Raw genomic sequence first — 19,775 nt, forward strand, 5'->3', positions numbered from 1 at the left:
ACCACTCCCTCGCGTTACGGTAACGGAGACAGGCCGATCGCAGGTGCGTGCAGATGAAGCAGTGCCGCAAATACGGCAAGTGAAACCAACCCAATCCAAATGCCGGGCCAAGGGCGCGGAGCCCGCAGGGAAAACCGCGCGGTATTGCGGGACAGGCGTGTCCATTCGATCCCCATCTCACGCGCCTTGCGGCGGTCGATCAGAGACATGCCCAGCACGGCAAAGCCCGCGAACAAACCAAACAGGATGACATGCGACAGGCTGCCATTGGCCAGCAGATGCGCCAGCGCCCACAGCATCAGCGCCGCCAGCAAAGGGTGGCGCGTTGTGCGCAGGATGCCGGGATTTTCCGGATCAAACCGGCGGTGCCCCAGCCCGCCGAACGAAAACGGATTCTGAATCGACATCCCCGCCAAGGCTAACCAGCACACGACCGGCATCACCAGCAGCGGCACCCAGCGCAGAACGGCAAAGGGCGGGATCACCTCGACGTAAGGCGCCTGCGCGGCGGCGACGATCAGCCAGCCGAGAACAAGCAGGGATAAAACAGAGTAGGCGACAAAATAGCCTCTGCGCCCCATCACCTCGATCAACCGCCCACGCATCGCGGGCCGCGCCGGTATGGCGTGGGTCAGCAGGAATGTAATCAGCGCAGCAAGGAAAAGGCTCCAGCCCAGCATAGTGGTCTCCGTGAGTGTTGGCCCGGTTTAGGCGCCGAATGAGGGGTGGTCTTTGTCCGAAGTCAAGTCGAACGCACAAGCACTATTCGGCTCGGAACCAATACTTGCAACCCGGCGGCGAACACGCGACCTTGCCGTCGGAGGACTCTGATGCACCATTTCGACGACATCTTTACCATGGCCGCCGACCGCCACGGCGGGCCCGACGCCTTGGAGGCCAAGCTGAGCAAACCCAAAAGCGTGGCCGAATTGACGGCCATGCCGGATGATCGATGGCTTTCGATCATCACCAAATGCGTCTTTCAGGCCGGATTCAACTGGAAGGTCATCGAAAACAAGTGGGACGGGTTCGAGACCGCTTTTGACGGGTTCGATATTGGCCGCTGTGCCTTCATGGATGACGAGAAATTCGACTCGCTGCTGCAGGATACGCGCATTGTGCGCAATGGCACCAAGATCGCTACCGTTCGGGACAATGCCGCGTTTCTGCTGGAACTGCGGCAGGAAGGCGGGGTCGGTCAGATTCTGGGCGGCTGGCCCTCGACCGATTATGTGGGTCTGCTGGCGATGTTGGGCAAACGCGGGTCGCGTCTGGGCGGGGCCTCGGCCCAATACGCCATGCGCTTTGCCGGGCGGGACAGTTTCATCCTGTCGCGCGATGTTACCACACGGTTGATTGCCGAGGGCGTGGTCGACAAAGCCCCCAGTTCGAAAAAGGCGATGGCGGCTGTACAACAGGCCTTTAACACATGGATGGACCAATCCGGGCGATCACTGACGGAAATAAGCCGCGTATTAGCGATGAGCTTGTGAAAACCGGTTGCAGCGAAGGCGCTTCACATTAGGCTTTGAGCATGGCCTGGCGTATTTTGATGACGTTACTATTCCTGCTCGCCTCCTGCGGTCGTCCGCTGACGGATCAGGAGCGCGCCTTTGCCGGTGCCGTTCAGGGCGAGACCTTGAACCTGGACCACGTGCGTCTGGTCGAAGGTGCCCCTGTCGCGCCGATCACCTTTTACCGCAAGGAACGCCCGCGTCTCGCCTGCCGTGAACGTATCCTTCCACCACCGGTCGAGGGTGTCGTGACCGCAAAACCCGCCGCCGTTGCCTTGTTCAACAAAGTCTATTTCACGCGCGACTGGTATCTTGACGACTATATGTCCGACTTCCCCGAGCAGATGAATCTGATCGCGGCGATGCTGCTGGCGCATGAGCTGACTCACGTCTGGCAATGGCAGAACCGGGAAACCACCGGCTATCACCCGCTGCGGGCCGCGGCCGAACACGGCGGCAACAAGGACCCGTATCTGTTCGATATCGAGACCTCATCCGATTTTCTGTCTTACGGGTTCGAACAGCAGGGCGCGATTGTCGAAGAATATGTCTGCTGCCGGGCTCTGGACCCAAAGGCCCCCCGCACCCAGCGCCTGCATGACATGCTGGGTGCGCATTTCGATCTGTCGCCCTTGCCGGGTCAGCCGCGCGAGCGCGACATCGTGATCCCCTGGAGCGGCGCCGAAATCGACGGAATCTGCCGCTAACGCCTACTGCCCCTGCAATGTCTGCAGATATGCGACCAGATCCACAATCGGCTGGCTGGTCAGGATCGGTTGACCCTCGGGCGTTTTCATCGATGTGTCCTGACCGTCGAAATAAGGCCCATAGACCGGCATCGGACTACCATGGCTGACCAGCGGGTCGCGCCCGTCAATCCGCGCCACGACTCGAGCGGTCGGAAACACGCCATCTTCCCCGGCCAATTTGGTCAGGTCGACCGGTTGAATGACCAGCACGCCAGCCATCGGTCCATGACCGGTTGCGTCGATCCCGTGACACGTCGCGCAGTAATGCTGATACAACTCTGCGCCCGTCTCAACGTCTTGAGCGACAGCTTGTGATGCCAATGCCACCAAGCCTATTGAAACTGCATTGCGTATCGGTCCGATCATCGCATCCTCCTGCCCTGATTGACATTTACAGGCTTGCCCGAGGGCCAGCTTGCCGCAATGATCCAGATCAACGCAGCGAGAGGATACGGGCAATGACACAATATGTAGCCATCATGTTGGCCGCCGGGATTGGCGTGCCGATCCTTGCGGCGCTGAACGCGGCCCTGGGTCGGCTGATTGGCTCTCCGACCACTGCCGCCGTTGTCCTGTTTGCCATCGCCTTCGGCGCATCCGCTCTCGTGATGATGCTGTTTCCGGGGTTCGGAGCGCTATCCAAAGTCGCTCAGGCACCAAAACATCTGTTGCTGGCTGGCGTCCTGATCGCCTTCTACGTGCTGTCGATCACCCATGTCGCCCCGCATTTCGGCGTCGGAAACGCGGTGTTCTTTGTTCTTCTGGGTCAGCTGATCAGCACAGCAGCGATCGACCATTTTGGCCTGTTCGGGGCGCAGGTGACCCCGCTCACATGGGTACGCGCAGGCGGGATCGCCGTGATGGCCGCAGGGGTTGCCATTACTCAACTGGCCTAAGCACGCCCCCGTCCAACCGCAGTTTTCGATCCATCCGCGCTGCAAGGTCCATGTTGTGCGTGGCGATCAGCGCCGAGAGTCCCTCGTCCCGAACCAGTGCCATCAACGCATCAAACACCTGATCCGAGGTCTCGGGGTCCAGATTGCCTGTCGGCTCATCCGCAAGCAGGACGCGCGGTTTATTGGCCAAGGCCCGGCAGAAGGCCACACGCTGTTGCTCGCCCCCCGACAAGGCCGCTGGGCGGTGATCCGCGCGCGGCGCTACCCCGACGCGGTCCAGCAGAGCCATCGCCCTTTCTTGTGCCGCCTTTTCGGACACGCCATTGGCCAGTTGCGGTAGGGTGATATTCTCCAGCGCGGTGAATTCAGGCAGCAGATGGTGGAACTGATAAACAAACCCCACATCCCGCCGCCGCAGAGCGGTGCGGGTACGGTCGCCTTTGCCCGTCACACTCTGGCCTGCGATCTCGACCGAGCCCTCATCAGGCGTGTCCAGCAGACCAGCTATGTGCAACAAGGTCGACTTGCCCGCGCCGGACGGCGCAACCAGCGCCACCGCCTCACCCGCGCGCAAGTCCAGATCGGCACCGCGCAGCACCTGAACCTCGCCTGGCGTGTCTTTCAGATAGGTCTTGGTCAGACCGTTCAACCGCAACGTCACATCATTCATAGCGCAGCGCCTCGACCGGGTTTAGCCGCGCCGCGCGGCGGGCGGGAAAATAGGTGACAAAAAAGGACAGACCCAGCGACAATCCAATTGCTTTGAGTACGTCCGACAGGTGCAGTTCCGCCGGCAGGGCATAGATGCCACGAATGGACGGATCCCAGACGCCGCCGCCCATGACGAAGTTCACAAACGAAAAGATCGGATCGATATAGATCGCAAACACGCAGCCCAGAACGACGCCCATCACCGTGCCTATGATGCCGGTGAACGCACCGCAGATGAAGAACACCCGCAGGACCGACCCTTCGCTCAGGCCGATGGTACGCAGGATGCCAATATCCCGGCCCTTGTTTTTGACCAACATGATCAGACCCGAGACGATGTTCATAGCTGCGATCAGAACGAGGATCGACAGGATGATGAACATCACGTTGTCTTCGACCTCAAGCGCGCGCAGGAACCCGCCCGAGGCGTCCTGCCATGTCCATATCTGGCTGCGCTCACCCGCAGCTTCGAGGATCGGGATCAGGATCGGGGTCAGCTCCTCGGGACGCTCGACCATCACTTCGATCTCGTCTGCCACACCCTCGCGGTTGAAAAAGCTCTGCGCCTGTTCGAACGGCATGTAGACGCGCGTGCGGTCAATGTCATAGCGTCCAGCCGAAAATACATAAACCACCCGATAGGCACTGACGCGCGGTGAAGTGCCAAAGGCTGTCTTCACCCCGTTGGGTGAGGTCAGCTTGACCGTATCGCCAACCGTGGCCCCAATGCTGCGTGCCACGCCTGAGCCGATGGCGATAACGAACTCGTCATTGCGAAATTCGGAGAGATCGCCCGCCGCCTGTTCACTTTCAGCAATACCCGGCAGGTCAAGCAGATCGTCAGGCTGGATGCCGAACACCTCGACACCGCTGCTGCGCTCGCGATTGGTGATCAACACTTGACCCTTGACCAAAGGTGCCGCGCGCACCACACCCGGCACCTGCGCGACCCGGTCGGCCACACCGTCAAAATCCTCGATTGTGCGGTCCAGACGCCCCTGCGCATCCAAGCTTCCTGCCGAGTAGACCGTGACATGCGCATTGGCCCCCAGAATGGTGCCCACGAACTCTGACCGGAAACCCGACCGCACGGCCAGCGTGGCAATAAGAGCGAACACGGCCAGTGTGATCCCGATCAGCGAAATCCACGTCATCACGCTGACGCCGCCTTCGGCCTTGCGCGCGCGCAGGTATCGCCAGGCGATTTTCCATTCGAATGGGGCAAAGGGCGGGGGCGTCTTGGCCATGTCTGCTCCGGACTTTTTTGTTCGGCGCGACCCTTTCGGCATTTCACCGGATGGTCAAGCTGGTTATGCGCGCCCTGCCCTGGGATGAGCGGCCTTGCGATCAGTTCGGGGTGCGATATGGGACGAATCACCTCTGAATCCGAAGCTCCCGCACTGGTATTAGGAGATGGTAAAACCGAGGGCTACACCTTTGGTTGTGATACCGTTCACAGACAAACCCTGATTGTTTCAGTTATGAATTCAATACGGCAGTTGCGTGAGGTACTGAACTCAAAATGCAACATTCGTTAAGCAATATTATTTCGTCCTTTGCTTATTTTGCGAAACTTTGTCACCCTATCATTAGGGGGAAAGTAATTAACCATTTTAAAGAGCGGGGGTCGCTCATGTTTGTAAAGAGTAATACGGAATTGTTGGACCCTATTTTGGTCCGAAACGCATCTTCAGAATTGGATTGTGAAACCGCGGCGCTGTTGCGCGCTACGATGCGCCCACTTTTCGACACTGCGGCAAGTTGGGCAAGTTTGACCGATATCCTGAAAGACAAAGGTTATCGCCTCGCGTTCCGTCAGGGGCGGTTGTGCATCACGGATCGCGCAACTGACGCAAGGGTCTGCGGATTGCATTTTCTGGGATTTGAATTCAGGGAACTGGTAAGGCGTCTGGGTCGTCCGATCGTTGTGCCACGCGGCAACAGCGCGGATGGAGACGTTCTGGCCGAACGCCCTGAACCGAAAAGAACATAGAAGCCCGGCCAGACCTTGAGTAAGCGTTACAAGGGTTTTAGCAACCCCGGGTGCTCAGCTGTATTGAGGTTGATGCCTAGCGCGCAGCCATTGACGCAGAGTTCTGGTGGTCAGTCCGAAAAGTAATCCCAGGTTCGCCACGGCTGAAGCGTGCGCCTCAAAGTCACTTTCAAACTATGCAGGGCAGCTTTGCGCAATTGCGGCCGGTTCCGGGACTGGCGCAGCAGATTTACGCAGAACCCAAGCGGCAACTGACCTATCCGGAACCAATTCAGCATTTCGTCTTCGGAATACATCCGCCCACCGAAGAACGGAGCGTAGTTCTTGCGCCAGCTCTTCGTCATTTCCAGCGCCGTTTTCATCTGATCCGCCGAGACGCCTCCGGGATGGAAAACCGCAATCGGAACCGACAGCATCTGGTATTCGCATCCTGCAAACAACATGCGCAGCACGAGGTCATAGTCAGCCACAATGCGAAGATCCAGATCGTGACCTCCGAAACGGTCAAACACGTCGCGCCGTATCAACATGGAATTGTGGCAAAACGGAATGCGTTGCAAAATCGAGTGGACCTTGCGCTCTCGCGACAACCGCTTGCTTCCATCCTTTTCAACAAAGATGGTTCGTCCAAAGCAGAAATCGGGACGGCCCGAACCAATCTCTTCACGTGCCTTTTGCAGACAATCCGGCGACGCCAGCTGATCATCCGAATTGAGGAAGACCACGTACTCGCCCTGGGAAATCTCAACCCCCCGGTTCATGGCGTCATAAAGACTTTTGTCCGGCAAACTTTGAAAGCGGATCGGGACAAAGCTTGGGCGCGCCTCAATCTCGGCGATCAGTTCTTTCAGAAGCGCAACTGTTCCGTCGGTTGACGCACCATCCCAAATGACATGCTCGACAATCGCGTCGCCTTGATCTTGGGCGGCCTCCAGTGCCGCCCGTATCGCCTCGACACGTCCCTCATCAATGAGGTTGCGCGTTACGGTAATGATGGAAACCGTAGGCAGATCTATGTCCGATCCAGCCATATCAGGCGCTGTTTGCAAGCTGGTAAATTTCAGCGATCTTGGTCACTGCGGCTTCGGGGCTCAGCTCTTCACTTTCGCCGGTGCGGCGGCTGGTCAGTTCGACCACGCCGTTCTTCAGGCCACGCGGACCGACAGTGATGCGCCACGGCAGGCCGATCAGGTCCATGGTGGCAAACTTGCCCCCTGCCCGTTCGTTGCGGTCGTCATACAGCGGCTCCAGCCCCAGCGCGGTCAGGGCGCCGTAGAGCTTCTCACACGCAGCATCCGCTTCTTCGTCGCCTTGTTTGAGATTGACGATACCGCAATGGAACGGAGTCACGCCTTCGGGCCAGATGATACCCTTTTCGTCATGGCTGGCCTCAATGATCGCACCGATCAGGCGGCTGACTCCGATGCCGTGGCTTCCCATGTGGACTGGCGTCGGTTTGCCATCGGGGCCTTGCACTGTCGCGCCCATCGCCTCGGAATACTTGGTGCCGAAATAGAAGATCTGGCCGACCTCGATCCCGCGGGCCACGCGGCGACGCTCTTCGGGCACTTGGTTGAACAGCGCTTCATCATGAGTTTCATCCGTGCGGGCGTATTTCGAAGTGAACTCTTCCAGAATGGCCTGGCACTGTTCACGGTTGTCATAGTCGATCTGACGGTCGCCAAAGGTCAGGTCGGTGACGGCGCTGTCATAAAAGACCTCGGATTCACCAGTGTCGGCCAGTACGAGGAATTCATGCGTATCGTCACCGCCGATGGGCCCGGAATCGGCGCGCATCGGGATGGCTTGCAGGCCCATACGTTCGTAAGTGCGCAGGTAGCTGACCAGATGGCGGTTATAAGCGTGCAGCGCGTCTTCTTTGGTCAGGTCGAAATTGTAGCCGTCCTTCATATAGAATTCGCGGCCCCGCATCACGCCGAAACGTGGGCGGATCTCGTCACGGAACTTCCACTGGATCTGGTAGAGCGTCAGCGGCAGATCTTTGTAGCTGTTGACGTGGCCGCGGAAGATATCGGTCACCAGTTCTTCGGCAGTCGGCGTAAACAGCATGTCACGATCGTGGCGGTCCTTCATACGCAGCATTTCCTGACCGTAATCGTCGTAACGACCGGACTCGCGCCAAAGGTCCGCCGATTGGATAATGGGCATCTGGATCGCGATGTGGCCCGCGCGCGCCTGTTCTTCGTGGATGATGTTTTCCAGCTTGCGCAGCACTTTGAAGCCCAGCGGCAACCAAGAGTAAATTCCAGCGGATGCTTGCTTGATCATCCCCGCGCGCAGCATCAGCCGGTGGCTGACGATCTGGGCCTCGGAGGGGTTTTCCTTGAGAACGGGCAGAAAGTAACGGCTGAGGCGCATTGATGAACCTTTAAAGGTGTGAATTCGACTTCAAAGGTCCTTATTCCAAAGCCCCGCCGGGGGCAATCGGCCATTGGCGATTTTGCGACCTGAGGTCAGTCGGTTTTCTGATTGACCCGCCAGTTGGGGTTTTCAATTGTGACAGGAATGTAAAACTCAAGAGGCGCCGATGCAGACCATTCAGGAACCCGCCCGTCAAATCCCTGTAGTCCACCAATCCGATGTTCTGGTCGTTGGCTCCGGCCCCGCTGGTCTGGCCGCCGCGTTGGCCGCAGCGCGTGCCGGGGCCGAGGTGTCTCTGGTCGACCGCTTCGGCTGTATGGGCGGTAACATCACCGCCGTGGGTGTCGAGGGCTTCGCCTGGTATCGCCACGAACAGACAGTTGAGGCCGGTGGGATCGGTATGGAGTTCGAAGCTCGCGCCAAGGACATGGGCGCGGCGGTGCCGGAAAGCCAATCGCTCAGCTATGAGCTAGACAGTGAAGGTTTCAAACTGGTTGCCGACAAGCTGGTCGAAGAAGCAGGTGTGCACCCGATGCTGCATCGCCAGTTCGTCGCGCCCATTATGGATGGTGACCAGATCACCGGCATCATCACCGAATCCAAGGCCGGACGCGAGGCGATCCTGGCCAAGGTCGTGATCGACGCCACTGGTGATGCCGATGTGGCCCATCGTGCCGGTGCACCCACGCTCAAGACCCCTCGCGAAGAGATGATGGCCGCCTCTGTCATGTTCCACCTGGCCGGAGTCGACAAGCGCGCCTTCATGGAGGGCGTCAAGGCCGATCCACAGACCTACAAAGACTGGGGCGGCGGTGGAGAATGGAACATCGAAACCAGTGGCAAGGAGGACGACATGTTCTCGCCCTTCGTCAAGAAGCCGTTCCAGCAGGCCATCAAAGAGGGTCTGATCCCGCCGCATCTGAACACCATCGCGGGCACATGGGGGGCAATGCATGACACGGGTGAACTGACCTATATGAACCTCATCCATCTGGCCGAGATTGACGGCACCGACCCCGACAGCTTGACCCGTGGTGAGATGGAAGGCCGCTGTCAGTCAATGCTGGCCATCGAAGCGCTGCGTCGATACATGCCCGGCTGCGAAAATGCGCGGTTACGGAATTTCGGTATGACCATCGGCATCCGCGACACCCGCAAGATCGACGCCGTTTACAACATGACCGAGAACGACGCCCGCCATCAGGGCCGGTTTGAGGACACCATCGGCATCTACCCCGAATTCATCGACGGCTATGGCATCCTGATCCTGCCGACCACTGGGCGGTATATGCAGGTCCCCTATCGCTCAATGCTTCCCAAGGGGATAAAGGGCCTACTGGTCGCAGGCCGGTCGCACGGTGCAGACAAGGTGGCCCATGCCGCCACCCGTAACATGGCGTGCTGCGCCGTTATGGGACAAGGCGCAGGGATCGCTGCGGCACTGTCTCTGAAAAGCAATCAGGATGTGCACGAGTTGAACCTTGCTCCGGTCCATGCCGAGCTGGACCGTCAGGGTGTGAGGATTCATTGATGGACCATATCCCCACAATCGACATCATCCCGCTGCATGATCCCGCCCATGCCGACTATGATCGAACCGTCCGGCAGGTGATGGACGCCTGTACCGAGATCGGATTTCTGTCGATCACCGGTACAGGTATTGCCCAGCAAACGATCGCCGAGGTCCGCAGCTGCGTTCAGGCCATCTTTGCCATCGACGAAAGCGCCAAATGGGATCAGGCGATCACCCGCGAGAACTATCGCGGGTTTATTCCGATGGGGTTCTTCACGCCCAACGACGGGTCCGGCAAGGCCGACAAGTACGAAGGCTACAAGCTGCACTACGAGACCGCGCCGGACGCGCCCATTCGCAAGGACTGCACGCTCTACGGCCCGAATATCTGGCCGCCCGAAGTGCCCGAGGCAGGCCCGGTCATCCTTGGCTATTGGACGCAACTGGATCGCGTGGCGGACATGTTGCTTGGTGCACTTGAGGTGGGGTTGGGTTTGCCCGAACGCCACCTGCGCGACACATTCCACGAACCGATGACCAACATGACGCTGCTGCGCTACCCTCCTCAAGCGCCGGATGAGGACGGCTTTGGCATCCACCCGCACAAGGATACCGACGCGCTGACCATCATCGCCCCCGATCCTGTGGGCGGGCTTGAGGTTCAGACCCGCGACGGCGGCTGGATCACCCCCAACTGCCCGCCGGGCGGCTTCGTCGTCAACATTGGCGACATGTTGGAGCTGTGGTCGGGCGGTCGTCTGAAATCCACGCCGCACCGCGTCGTCAATCGCTCGGGCCACGAACGCTACTCGTTTCCCTATTTCGCGGTGCCCCGTCATGATGTGGTGGTCGCGCCATTGCTGTCCTCCCTGCCCAGCTTCGACCGTCCTTCCGTGCATTGCGGTCACTGGTCGGCGGAAATCTGGCGCACCAACTGGCCGGATGAAAAAGCAGACGAGGCGACCCCTGAACTGGGCACGCTCAGCGACTGAAACGCCGAAATCCCAGGGGCATGAAGCGCTTGCATCAAGGCGCTGCATAAGCGAAGAACACCTGCAAGAGCCGACAACAAGGGGACAGCCATGGCTTTGCCGGTGAAAGATCAGCTCAGGTACTGGGGGGTTGCCGCTGCAGTATTTGTGCTGCTGATGTGGGCACTTGGTGACGTTTTGCTGCCCTTCGTCATCGGCGGAGCGATCGCCTATTTCCTTGATCCAGTTGCAGACCGTCTGGAAAATCTGGGTCTGTCGCGCATGGCGGCAACCGGGATCATCACCATTGTCGGCGTTTTGGGCTTTGTCCTGATGATTCTGATGGTGGTACCGGCATTGATCACCCAGCTGATCGATCTGGTCGAGGTCCTGCCCAGCCTGTTCAAAGAGCTGCGCGGCTTTATCGAGAAGCGATTCCCGTCGCTGCTGGACAGCAATTCCAGTTCGCATCAGGCTTTGGTCTCAATCGGCGAAACCCTGCAATCGAAAACCGGCGATTTGCTGCAATCGGTCGTCGCATCGCTTGGCTCTGCCATCAACGTAGCCGTTCTGCTGGTGATCGCGCCTGTCGTGGCGGTTTACCTGTTGATGGACTGGGACCGCATGATCGCCCGCATCGGAGAGCTTCTGCCCCGCGACCACGCCCCCACGATCAAACGTCTGGCAGGTGAGATCGATGACGTTCTGGCCTCGTTCGTGCGCGGCATGGGGACAGTCTGTCTGATCCTTGGAACTTATTACGCAGTAGCGCTGATGATCGTTGGTCTGCAATTCGGCCTGATCGTCGGGTTCATTGCCGGATTGGTCACCTTCATCCCTTATCTGGGCGCCCTGATCGGCGGCACGCTGGCGATTGGTCTCGCGCTTTTCCAGTTCTGGGGGGATTGGATTCATATCGGGCTGGTCGCCGGTATTTTTGCCTTGGGTCAGGTGACCGAGGGCAATTTCCTGACCCCCAAACTGGTCGGCAGCTCGGTGGGTCTGCACCCTGTCTGGCTGCTGTTGGCATTGTCGGTGTTCGGCGCATTGTTCGGCTTTGTGGGTATGCTGGTTGCTGTGCCTGTTGCTGCGGCGCTGGGTGTCGTGGCCCGGTTCCTGACCTCGCTCTATCTGGAAAGCCGTTTGTACACCGGCCTTGAAGGGCTGAATCAGGAAGACGAATAAATGCCCCGACAACTGAGCTTTGATCTGCCGGCCAAAACCGCTCTGGGCCGTGAAGATTTCTTTGTCTCGCCTGCCAATGCACTCGCCGTTGCGATGATTTCAGCAACCTCGTGGCCAGGCAACAAACTGGTGCTCAGCGGCCCGGCCGGGGCTGGCAAGACGCATCTGGCTCATGTCTGGGCGGCCGATACCGGAGGGCGCATCATTCAGGCCCACGACCTGCGATATGACGACGTGCCCGCCTTGGCCCAAACCCCGGTTGCGGTCGAAGACGTGCCGATGATCGCGGAGGATCCCGAGCAACAAAAAACCCTGTTCCACCTGCACAACCTGGTTCTGGCCGAGGGGCACGCCCTGCTGATGACCGGGCGACTGACCCCAAAGCTATGGCAACTGCCGCTGCCCGACCTGCAAAGCCGAATCGAAGGCGCGCATCACGTGGCGCTCGACCCGCCCGACGACGCGCTGCTGGGGGCTGTTCTGGCCAAGCTGTTCATCGACCGACAGCTTAACCCGGGGCCCGAGGTCATTGCCTATCTGGTCAAGCACATGGACCGTCGCTTTGAAACCGCCGCCGAGGTCGTTGCGCGACTGGATCAAATTGCCCTCTCGGAAAAGCGCGAAATAACGCGCACGCTGGCAGTCAGAGTATTGAATTCGGACGGAAACGATGTCGAACCAGACAATTGACCCACACCCGGTGATTTCGCAAACTGTGACCGGAACACTTGGAAAAGACATGGATCAGACCGTCGAAACCAAAATTCCAGACTGGGGGTCTTTCGGTAAGCCATTGTTTGACAACCCCGAAGCCCGCGCCCTGTCGCGTGTGGGTGTGGTCGACGTTGGTTCAAACTCTGTCCGGATGGTGATTTTTGACGGCGCTGCGCGATCACCGGCCTATTTCTACAACGAAAAAGTCATGTGCGAACTGGGCGCGGGTCTGTCTGAGACCGGCCGCCTGAATCCCCGCGGACGGGTGCGCGCACTGGCCGCGCTGCGCCGGTTCCGGCGTCTGTCCGACGATCTGGGCCTTCCAGGTCTACATGTTGTCGCCACCGCCGCCGTGCGCGAGGCAAAAGACGGGCCGGACTTCTGCGATGAGGTCAGATCAGAAACAGGCCTGACTGTCTCGATCATTGATGGTGGGGAAGAGGCGCGGCTGTCAGCGCAGGGCGTGCTTTTGGGCTGGCCCGGCGCCTATGGATTGATCTGCGACATCGGTGGTTCGTCCATGGAACTGGCCGAGATCGGTGCCGGTGACGTGGGACGCCGTGTGACCTCTGCCCTGGGTCCACTGAAACTGCGTGACATCAAGGGCGGTCGGCGCGCGCGTAAAGCCCACATCAAGGCCACCATGGAAGAGTTGCGCAACCAGATGGGCAGGCAACGTGACCGTCTGTTCCTTGTCGGCGGCAGTTGGCGCGCCTTCGCCCGGCTGGACATGCTGCGCCGGGGTTACCCGCTGAACGTACTGCATGAATACCGCATGACCACCAAGCAGGTTCACCAGACCATCAAGTTCATCGAAAAGGGCGACCCGGACGAAATGCGCAGCCTTGCCGGTGTTTCCAGTTCCCGTATGGCGCTGATCCCCTATGCGATGGATGTGCTGGCGCGTCTGATCCGGACGTTCAAACCAAAAGACATTGCGATCTCAAGCTATGGCATACGCGAGGGGTTGCTTTACGAGCAAATGCCGCAATCCCTGCGCGACTGCGACCCACTGATCGAGGCCAGCCGGTTTTCCGAGGCCAAGGACGCCCGCCTGCCGGGCTTCGGCAAGCACTTGTTCGATTTCGTCATGCCACTTTTCAAATCGGCCCCCGAGGCGCGCGTGCGCCTGATCAAAGCGGCCTGTTTGCTGCATGACGTCAGTTGGCGCGCTCATCCCGATTACCGGGCCGAAGTCTGTTTTGACTATGTCACCCGTGCCAATCTGGGCGGGCTGAAGCACTCTGAACGGGTCTTCATCGGCCTCGCCCTGCAGCACCGGTATCGCAACAAACGCGAGGGCAACAGGTTCGAGCCGATTTACAAGCTGCTGGACGAGAAGGGTCAGAAACAGGCAGAGGTTCTGGGCAAGGCCATGCGCTTTGGCGCCATGCTCTGGATGCAGAATGACGCCCCTATGGGGACTTTGCGCTTTTTTCCAAAAAAGCGTCAGCTTGACCTGCTGCTGCCACCTGAAGCACGCCCGTTGTTCAACGAAGTGGCCGAGGCGCGGCTGACATCACTGGCAAACGCGCTGAGGTCGAACACCCGCGTAGTCGTCCGGGATTGAGGATCAGATTTCCGTTCCCTCGTCCGTTTCCTCTTCGGTGTTTGCCGGGGGGACGGGTTGATCTTGCTCGGGTTTCTTGCGGATGATGATGTCTCCGTTCGGCAAGATTTCGGGCGCTTCATAGGCGCTCCAATCCTCGATCTCACCCGCCAGCTCTGTCAAAGCAGGCCCCATCTGCTCAAAGAAAGATTGCATCGCCGGACCGAATTGAGTGACCAGACCTTGCAGGTCATCCAGCGCGGGCTCCATTTCCTGTCGCAGGCCCTCAAAAAACAGCTCGGCGCCCTGCTCCATCAGAGATTTGCCGGTTTCTTCCTCGGCATGGGCGGGCAATGCCAGAGCCGCTGTTACCGCGCAGATCGGAAAAAAAAGTTTCATGACCCGAAATATAAGCCGTGATGCCCCATGATTAAAGGTCAGAGGTCGATATCCAGCGTAACCGGGAAATGGTCGGATGCCGTCAGCAGTGCCTGTTGCAGGTCCGGCAAGGCGCGGAGGCCGGCGTCCTTCAGCGGGTGCCATATCCGCCAGGCAGGACGCCGGGCGCGTAGGTTATCACTGACCATGATATAATCCAGCAGCGCCTCGAGGAATTGGCCGCCCTCGCGAGCAAACCGGGCTGTAGACAGGGCCGGACCCGCTCCTTTCGCGTGTGGATCGAACAATCCGGCCTGCAGCAAAATCTCGACCGAAGACCGCCCGAACAGATGCTCAAACTCATCCAGCCCCGGCCCGTCGTTCAAATCCCCCAAAAGAATGACCTGCTCTCCTTCCGCAATATGCGTCCTTACCCTACGGGACAGCCAAACGGCCTGCGCCAGTTGCTTTCTGCGATTCGCAATCGAGATTCGGATCGCCTCGTCCCGCGATCCGGCGCCGTGCGGTGCCTTGGATTTCAGGTGCGCTCCGATCAGCCGAACCTGCGCCCCGGCCCGGATCTGCACCGCCAACTCCATCGGCGGCTTGGAAAAACGAACATGGTCTTCGGTGGCGTCGATATCGAGGTCGATTTGAAACACCCCGTCAAAACGCGGCGCCGCTCTTTCGCCCGCGACCGGATCGTGCCGCACGGTCAGCGCATTGGGGTCGTAAAGAAGGGCAAGTTCCTGATGGGTGTCGTTTGCAAATCCCATAATCGCGTGCGAGGTGCGCAGATCGAATGCCTCGGCAAAGCCCTGCAACGCGCGGATGGTGTCCTGTGTCTTGCCAGAGTTCGGTGCCTCGACGATCAGGATCGCGTCTGCGTCGACCGCCGTCAGAACCTTGGCGATGGCCTCGACCTGCTGCGCTTTGGTGACGTTGTGGCGGCCGGACCAGCTGTCATCGACGACCAGATTGTCGTTGCGATCGAACAGGTTGGCGAACCATTCGATATTGTAGGTCGCCAGTCGCATCGCGGTTAAGCCCGCGCGCCGTTGATCTCGTCCCAGGCGCGGTTGATGTCGATCATCTTCTTTTCGGCCAAACGGATGGCTTCCTCGGGCACACCGCGCGCCATCATCGCATCGGGATGCGTGTCTCGTACCAATTGCCGCCAGACCGTACGGATATCGGGCAGCGGCATGTCTCGGGGCACACCCAGAACCGTGTAAGGGTCCTTGGGCGCGTCGGGCACAAACCGCGCGCGCAGGGCGAGGAACTGCGCCTCTGACTGACCGAAAATGCGGCTGACCTCTTCCAGGAACTCGTTCTCGTTGGGATGATAGAACCCGTCGGCCATGGCAATGTGAAACAGCCCCTCCATCAGATCGCAAAGGGTGGTGCTGTCATCGGCGAACATGCGGGCAATCTTGCGAGCATAGTCCTGATAGCCAGCAACATCCGTTCGGGCCATGTCGAAAACTCTTGCCGCGCCAGCCTCGTCTTCGCGCGCGATCTGGAAAACGTCGCGGAAGGCTGTCACCTCGTCGCGCGTCACCTGACCATCGGCCTTTGCCATCTTTGCGCCCAGCGCAATCACGGCAATCGCAAATGCCACCGAGCGTTCGGGCGGCGTGCGCAGTTTCTCAAAAACAGCCGTCAGGCTTTCGCCTTGGGCAAGCGCGCTCAGAGCGTCGGATATACGGGTCCAGATCGACATGAGCGCACCCTAGCGCCCCAAATCGCAACTGTCAGGTGCAACCTATTCGTCAGTCGAAAGAATTTTCTGCATCAGCACAAGGTCCAACCGTTTGCCCCATTTGCGCCCGACCTCGGGCATGAGACCCACCTGCGTGTACCCAAGCGCGGCGTGAAACGCGACCGCCCCTGGGTTGGCCGAGGAAATCCCGGCGACCAACACGTGCACGCCCTCTGCCTGCGCCGCACCCTCAAGCGCAGACATCAAGGCCCGCCCTGCGCCCTGCCCGCGCGCCTCAGGGGCCAGCAGGATTGTATGCTCGCGGCAATGCGCATAGCCCGGACCGTTACGAAACAAACTGTAAGTGGCAAAGCCCAAAACCTGTCCATCCGATTCGGCCACCAGATAGGCAGGACCGCGGGTTTTAATGTCCGCGGCAATGGCATCCACGCTGCGCTCGTTGGTGGTGAAGGTCACCAGCGTGTCGCGAATGATCGCGTTGGTGATTGCAACGACTGAGGGGGCGTCTGAAACCTGCGCCGCTCTAATGATCATTCCAACACGCGTGGGCCATGCGGCGTTTCGAACTCGGCCCGCAACGCTGCGGGGCCGGTGTCAAACACCACGTTTTCCAAATCACCCAGCAATCGGGCCAGATCCAGCGCATCGGGGTGGAAGACCACAAGGCGTCGAAGGCGGCACCCGCTGTCCTGCAGCATCTGCGCCGGGTGCAGATCACCGTGCCATTGAATCAGGGCGGGAAACAGATTGTCGAACGGCAGCCTTCCGTTCGGGGGCACCGCCATTTTCCACCTCAACGCGCCACGGGCCAGATCAATCGGCTGCCCCACACCATCAGGAAACATGGACACGGAAGCTTCAATATCCGAAACCCGGCAAATCCAGTTGCTCAGGCGCGGCGCGCCTGCAAACCGGTCAAGGTCGAACCACCGTGTGCGTTCCATCCTGGGCGCCTGTGGGTCGATTGCGATGGCCTCCAGATACAGCCCATCCCGCAACCCTAACAGACGGTTGTGAGTCCCAAAGGCGTCGTGCTTGCCGCCGTCTTGCAGTGACACACCCAAAGCGTCTTCGATGTGTGCAGATGCAGCTTCCAGCGTCTCACCCGCCACTGCCAGATGATCTAGTAACACGTGCATCCTCCCAAAAGATTGCGACCAGACCCACGAAGGGCCTGGTCGCATGTTTCCGTCAAAGACGCCGGATCACAAGATTTTTTGTCGAAAAACCTCGTTGGGCTCACCCCTTGGCTTCGGCAATCAGACGCAGGATATCCTGCGCAGCTTCGGGGATATTAGTGCCCGGCCCAAAGATCGCCTTGACCCCGTGGTCATAGAGGAACTGATAGTCCTGTTGCGGAATCACACCGCCGCAAATGACGATGATATCCTCGGCACCCGCCTTCTTGAGTTCCTCGACCAACTGCGGCGCAAGCGTCTTGTGCCCCGCTGCCTGCGAAGAGATCCCGACCACGTGCACATCATTGTCCACGGCGTCTTGCGCAGCTTCGGCTGGCGTCTGGAACAGAGGTCCGACGTCCACGTCAAAGCCAATATCCGCAAAGGCGGTGGCGATCACTTTGGCGCCCCGATCGTGGCCGTCCTGCCCCATCTTGACGACCAACAGGCGGGGGCGACGACCTTCCACCTCGGCAAAATCTTCGATGGATTTCTGGATCGCGGCAAAACCTTCGTCGCCTTCGTAGGCCGCACCATAAACTCCTGCCAGGGTTTTCACCTCGGCGCGGTGACGGCCGAATTCCTTTTCCATTGCCATGCTGATCTCTCCTACGGATGCGCGGGCACGGGCGGCCTCGACGGCGGCGGCCAGCAGGTTTCCACCCTCGCGGGCAGTGGTGGTCAGAGCGTCCAATGCCTGTTGGCAGGCTGCTTCGTCCCGCGTTGCGCGGATACGTTCCAACCGCGCGACCTGAGCTTCGCGCACGGCTACGTTGTCGACGTCCAGAATGTCGATCGGGTCTTCCTGTTCCTTGCGGTACTTGTTGACGCCGACGATCACTTCGTCGCCCCGATCGATCATGGCCTGACGCCGCGCTGCGCTTTCCTCGATCCGCAGCTTGGGCATGCCCGAGGCGACGGCCTTGGTCATGCCACCCATCTCCTCGACCTCTTCCATCAGGGCCCAGGCCTTTTCGATCAGTTCGCTGGTCAGGCTTTCGACATAGTAAGAACCTGCCAGCGGATCGACCACATCGGTCACGCCGGTCTCTTCCTGCAGCACCAACTGCGTGTTCCGCGCGATGCGGGCCGAGAAATCAGTTGGCAGCGCGATCGCCTCGTCCAGAGCGTTGGTGTGCAGCGACTGAGTACCACCCAGAACCGCGCTCATTGCTTCATAGGCGGTGCGGATCACGTTGTTATAAGGGTCTTGTTCCTGCAGCGACACGCCCGAAGTCTGGCAGTGGGTGCGCAGCATTTTGGACCGCTCGGATTTCGCGCCGAAATCTGTCATCACCCGGTGCCACAACGTACGGGCCGCACGCAGCTTGGCGATCTCCATGAAAAAGTTCATGCCGATGGCAAAAAAGAAGGACAAACGACCTGCGAACTTGTCCACGTCCATTCCAGCCTCGGTCGCGGCGCGTACATATTCGCGGCCATCAGCCAGCGTATAGGCCAGTTCCTGCACCAGGTTCGCCCCGGCCTCCTGCATGTGATAGCCCGAGATCGAGATCGAGTTGAATTTCGGCATCTCGTTCGAGGTGAACTCGATGATGTCCGAGATGATCTTCATCGACGGCTCAGGCGGGTAGATATAGGTGTTGCGGACCATAAACTCTTTCAGAATGTCATTCTGAATAGTGCCGGACAGAACCGACTTGTCATGCCCCTGTTCTTCGCCCGCTACGATGAAACTCGCCAGGATCGGAATCACCGCGCCGTTCATCGTCATCGAGACCGAGACCTTGTCCAGCGGGATGCCGTCAAAAAGGATCTTCATGTCCTCGACGCTGTCGATGGCCACACCGGCCTTACCGACATCGCCAACAACGCGCGGGTGGTCACTGTCATAGCCACGGTGCGTCGCCAGATCGAATGCCACCGAAACGCCCTGCTGACCAGCAGCTAGGTTTCGGCGGTAGAAGGCGTTCGATTCCTCGGCCGTCGAAAACCCCGCATACTGACGAATCGTCCAGGGACGCCCGGCATACATCGTCGCCTTCACCCCGCGCGTGAACGGCCCGAAGCCGGGCAGCGACCCCATATGTGGCAGGTCGGCGGTATCGTCCTGCGTATAGAGCGGTTTGACGTCGATGCCTTCCAGTGTCTCTCTGGTCAGGTCTTCCAGCGGGCGACCGCGCAGCTCTTTCTCGGCCAACACCTGCCAGTCTTTCGTATCGGTCATAGCGATATCCTTTTCTCAATTCGGGTCGCGACAGGGCATTCCCTTCGCGATGTGATGCTCTGGGCGCCCAATCCGGCCGCGCTCAAACGCAAGATTTTGAACGCCTCGCGCAATTCACCGGTCGCATTCGT

The 19,775-nt window shown here is 59.5% G+C and carries 21 protein-coding genes; 9 read left to right on the top strand and 12 right to left on the bottom strand.

Annotated features, from left to right (window positions below):
* Positions 1-14: 14 nt before the first annotated feature.
* Positions 15-680, bottom strand: coding sequence for an NnrU family protein (locus ACR1XY_RS03600; RefSeq protein ID WP_480589962.1), 666 nt, complete (start codon positions 678-680; stop codon positions 15-17).
* A gap of 150 nt (positions 681-830) precedes the next feature.
* Between ACR1XY_RS03600 and ACR1XY_RS03605 the strand changes: the two genes are divergently transcribed.
* Both ACR1XY_RS03605 and ACR1XY_RS03610 read left to right on the top strand, forming a co-directional pair.
* Positions 831-1,493, top strand: a complete 663-nt coding sequence (locus ACR1XY_RS03605; protein WP_480589964.1) for a DNA-3-methyladenine glycosylase I — start codon at positions 831-833, stop codon at positions 1,491-1,493.
* 59 nt (positions 1,494-1,552) lie between these two features.
* A complete protein-coding gene (locus ACR1XY_RS03610; protein WP_480589966.1) occupies positions 1,553-2,221 on the top strand; it encodes a hypothetical protein in 669 nt (222 codons plus the stop codon).
* Positions 2,222-2,224: 3 nt separating this feature from the next.
* Here ACR1XY_RS03610 and ACR1XY_RS03615 read toward each other — a convergent pair whose 3' ends face one another.
* Positions 2,225-2,629 carry a c-type cytochrome gene (locus ACR1XY_RS03615; RefSeq protein ID WP_480589968.1) on the bottom strand — a complete coding sequence of 135 codons (405 nt, stop codon included), beginning with the start codon at positions 2,627-2,629 and terminating at the stop codon, positions 2,225-2,227.
* Positions 2,630-2,721: 92 nt separating this feature from the next.
* On the opposite strand from ACR1XY_RS03615, the gene ACR1XY_RS03620 reads away from it, so the two are divergent.
* Positions 2,722-3,159 carry a DMT family transporter gene (locus tag ACR1XY_RS03620; protein WP_480589970.1) on the top strand — a complete coding sequence of 146 codons (438 nt, stop codon included), beginning with the start codon at positions 2,722-2,724 and terminating at the stop codon, positions 3,157-3,159.
* On the opposite strand, the gene ACR1XY_RS03625 is transcribed toward ACR1XY_RS03620, so the two are convergent.
* A complete protein-coding gene (locus tag ACR1XY_RS03625) occupies positions 3,143-3,829 on the bottom strand; it encodes an ABC transporter ATP-binding protein (RefSeq protein ID WP_480589972.1) in 687 nt (228 codons plus the stop codon). The two genes, ACR1XY_RS03620 and ACR1XY_RS03625, sit on opposite strands and share 17 nt — an antisense overlap.
* Positions 3,822-5,117, bottom strand: coding sequence for a lipoprotein-releasing ABC transporter permease subunit (locus ACR1XY_RS03630; protein WP_480589974.1), 1,296 nt, complete (start codon positions 5,115-5,117; stop codon positions 3,822-3,824). Before ACR1XY_RS03630 ends, ACR1XY_RS03625 begins: the two co-directional genes overlap by 8 nt.
* A gap of 275 nt (positions 5,118-5,392) precedes the next feature.
* Here ACR1XY_RS03630 and ACR1XY_RS03635 point away from each other — a divergent pair, with 275 nt between their 5' ends.
* Positions 5,393-5,863: a hypothetical protein gene (locus ACR1XY_RS03635; protein WP_480589976.1), complete on the top strand. Its 471-nt coding sequence runs from the start codon at positions 5,393-5,395 to the stop codon at positions 5,861-5,863.
* A gap of 110 nt (positions 5,864-5,973) precedes the next feature.
* Here the strand turns inward: ACR1XY_RS03635 and ACR1XY_RS03640 are convergent, their stop codons facing one another.
* Positions 5,974-6,894: a glycosyltransferase family 2 protein gene (locus ACR1XY_RS03640; protein WP_480589978.1), complete on the bottom strand. Its 921-nt coding sequence runs from the start codon at positions 6,892-6,894 to the stop codon at positions 5,974-5,976.
* A gap of 1 nt (position 6,895) precedes the next feature.
* Positions 6,896-8,242, bottom strand: a complete 1,347-nt coding sequence (gene proS, locus ACR1XY_RS03645; protein WP_480589980.1) for a proline--tRNA ligase — start codon at positions 8,240-8,242, stop codon at positions 6,896-6,898.
* A gap of 169 nt (positions 8,243-8,411) precedes the next feature.
* Between proS and ACR1XY_RS03650 the strand changes: the two genes are divergently transcribed.
* The 5 genes from ACR1XY_RS03650 to ACR1XY_RS03670 all read left to right on the top strand — a co-directional run bounded on the left by ACR1XY_RS03650 (position 8,412) and on the right by ACR1XY_RS03670 (position 14,198).
* Entirely contained in the window at positions 8,412-9,776 is a 1,365-nt protein-coding gene (locus tag ACR1XY_RS03650) for an FAD-dependent oxidoreductase (protein WP_480589981.1), read from the top strand.
* The gene (locus tag ACR1XY_RS03655; protein ID WP_480589983.1) at positions 9,776-10,750 is read left to right on the top strand and encodes an isopenicillin N synthase family dioxygenase; all 975 of its coding nucleotides are present in this window, start codon (positions 9,776-9,778) and stop codon (positions 10,748-10,750) included. The genes ACR1XY_RS03650 and ACR1XY_RS03655 overlap by 1 nt, the downstream gene beginning before the upstream one ends.
* 90 nt (positions 10,751-10,840) lie before the next feature.
* Positions 10,841-11,914 carry an AI-2E family transporter gene (locus ACR1XY_RS03660; RefSeq protein WP_480589985.1) on the top strand — a complete coding sequence of 358 codons (1,074 nt, stop codon included), beginning with the start codon at positions 10,841-10,843 and terminating at the stop codon, positions 11,912-11,914.
* Positions 11,915-12,604, top strand: coding sequence for an HdaA/DnaA family protein (locus ACR1XY_RS03665; protein WP_480589987.1), 690 nt, complete (start codon positions 11,915-11,917; stop codon positions 12,602-12,604).
* A 49-nt stretch (positions 12,605-12,653) separates the two neighbouring features.
* Positions 12,654-14,198, top strand: coding sequence for a Ppx/GppA family phosphatase (locus tag ACR1XY_RS03670; protein WP_480590533.1), 1,545 nt, complete (start codon positions 12,654-12,656; stop codon positions 14,196-14,198).
* A gap of 3 nt (positions 14,199-14,201) precedes the next feature.
* Here ACR1XY_RS03670 and ACR1XY_RS03675 read toward each other — a convergent pair whose 3' ends face one another.
* From ACR1XY_RS03675 to scpA, 6 genes are all read right to left on the bottom strand, one after another.
* Positions 14,202-14,576: a hypothetical protein gene (locus ACR1XY_RS03675; RefSeq protein WP_480589989.1), complete on the bottom strand. Its 375-nt coding sequence runs from the start codon at positions 14,574-14,576 to the stop codon at positions 14,202-14,204.
* 38 nt (positions 14,577-14,614) lie between these two features.
* Positions 14,615-15,592 (bottom strand): endonuclease/exonuclease/phosphatase family protein, encoded by a 978-nt coding sequence (locus ACR1XY_RS03680; RefSeq protein WP_480589991.1) that lies wholly within the window; start codon positions 15,590-15,592, stop codon positions 14,615-14,617.
* 5 nt (positions 15,593-15,597) lie between these two features.
* Positions 15,598-16,278 (bottom strand): TerB family tellurite resistance protein, encoded by a 681-nt coding sequence (locus tag ACR1XY_RS03685; protein ID WP_480589993.1) that lies wholly within the window; start codon positions 16,276-16,278, stop codon positions 15,598-15,600.
* 42 nt (positions 16,279-16,320) lie between these two features.
* Positions 16,321-16,812, bottom strand: a complete 492-nt coding sequence (locus ACR1XY_RS03690; RefSeq protein ID WP_480589994.1) for an N-acetyltransferase family protein — start codon at positions 16,810-16,812, stop codon at positions 16,321-16,323.
* Complete coding sequence (locus ACR1XY_RS03695) at positions 16,809-17,411, bottom strand: VOC family protein (protein WP_480589996.1); 603 nt, start codon at positions 17,409-17,411, stop codon at positions 16,809-16,811. The genes ACR1XY_RS03690 and ACR1XY_RS03695 overlap by 4 nt, the downstream gene beginning before the upstream one ends.
* 106 nt (positions 17,412-17,517) lie before the next feature.
* Positions 17,518-19,644, bottom strand: coding sequence for a methylmalonyl-CoA mutase (gene scpA / locus ACR1XY_RS03700; protein WP_480589998.1), 2,127 nt, complete (start codon positions 19,642-19,644; stop codon positions 17,518-17,520).
* Positions 19,645-19,775 lie beyond the last annotated feature (131 nt).

The sequence above is a fragment of the Ruegeria sp. AD11(2025) genome (assembly GCF_056542405.1).

Excerpts from the sequence above, each read along its gene's own strand:
- ACR1XY_RS03675 (WP_480589989.1), bottom strand. The coding sequence starts at position 14,576 with ATGAAACTTTTTTTTCCGATCTGCGCGGTAACAGCGGCTCTGGCATTG.
- ACR1XY_RS03655 (WP_480589983.1), top strand. The coding sequence starts at position 9,776 with ATGGACCATATCCCCACAATCGACATCATCCCGCTGCATGATCCCGCC.
- scpA (WP_480589998.1), bottom strand. The coding sequence starts at position 19,644 with ATGACCGATACGAAAGACTGGCAGGTGTTGGCCGAGAAAGAGCTGCGC.
- ACR1XY_RS03630 (WP_480589974.1), bottom strand. The coding sequence starts at position 5,117 with ATGGCCAAGACGCCCCCGCCCTTTGCCCCATTCGAATGGAAAATCGCC.
- ACR1XY_RS03625 (WP_480589972.1), bottom strand. The coding sequence starts at position 3,829 with ATGAATGATGTGACGTTGCGGTTGAACGGTCTGACCAAGACCTATCTG.
- ACR1XY_RS03615 (WP_480589968.1), bottom strand. The coding sequence starts at position 2,629 with ATGATCGGACCGATACGCAATGCAGTTTCAATAGGCTTGGTGGCATTG.
- ACR1XY_RS03660 (WP_480589985.1), top strand. The coding sequence starts at position 10,841 with ATGGCTTTGCCGGTGAAAGATCAGCTCAGGTACTGGGGGGTTGCCGCT.
- ACR1XY_RS03600 (WP_480589962.1), bottom strand. The coding sequence starts at position 680 with ATGCTGGGCTGGAGCCTTTTCCTTGCTGCGCTGATTACATTCCTGCTG.
- ACR1XY_RS03690 (WP_480589994.1), bottom strand. The coding sequence starts at position 16,812 with ATGATCATTAGAGCGGCGCAGGTTTCAGACGCCCCCTCAGTCGTTGCA.
- ACR1XY_RS03610 (WP_480589966.1), top strand. The coding sequence starts at position 1,553 with ATGACGTTACTATTCCTGCTCGCCTCCTGCGGTCGTCCGCTGACGGAT.
- ACR1XY_RS03680 (WP_480589991.1), bottom strand. The coding sequence starts at position 15,592 with ATGCGACTGGCGACCTACAATATCGAATGGTTCGCCAACCTGTTCGAT.
- ACR1XY_RS03685 (WP_480589993.1), bottom strand. The coding sequence starts at position 16,278 with ATGTCGATCTGGACCCGTATATCCGACGCTCTGAGCGCGCTTGCCCAA.
- ACR1XY_RS03605 (WP_480589964.1), top strand. The coding sequence starts at position 831 with ATGCACCATTTCGACGACATCTTTACCATGGCCGCCGACCGCCACGGC.
- proS (WP_480589980.1), bottom strand. The coding sequence starts at position 8,242 with ATGCGCCTCAGCCGTTACTTTCTGCCCGTTCTCAAGGAAAACCCCTCC.
- ACR1XY_RS03640 (WP_480589978.1), bottom strand. The coding sequence starts at position 6,894 with ATGGCTGGATCGGACATAGATCTGCCTACGGTTTCCATCATTACCGTA.
- ACR1XY_RS03650 (WP_480589981.1), top strand. The coding sequence starts at position 8,412 with ATGCAGACCATTCAGGAACCCGCCCGTCAAATCCCTGTAGTCCACCAA.
- ACR1XY_RS03635 (WP_480589976.1), top strand. The coding sequence starts at position 5,393 with ATGCAACATTCGTTAAGCAATATTATTTCGTCCTTTGCTTATTTTGCG.
- ACR1XY_RS03670 (WP_480590533.1), top strand. The coding sequence starts at position 12,654 with ATGGATCAGACCGTCGAAACCAAAATTCCAGACTGGGGGTCTTTCGGT.
- ACR1XY_RS03620 (WP_480589970.1), top strand. The coding sequence starts at position 2,722 with ATGACACAATATGTAGCCATCATGTTGGCCGCCGGGATTGGCGTGCCG.
- ACR1XY_RS03665 (WP_480589987.1), top strand. The coding sequence starts at position 11,915 with ATGCCCCGACAACTGAGCTTTGATCTGCCGGCCAAAACCGCTCTGGGC.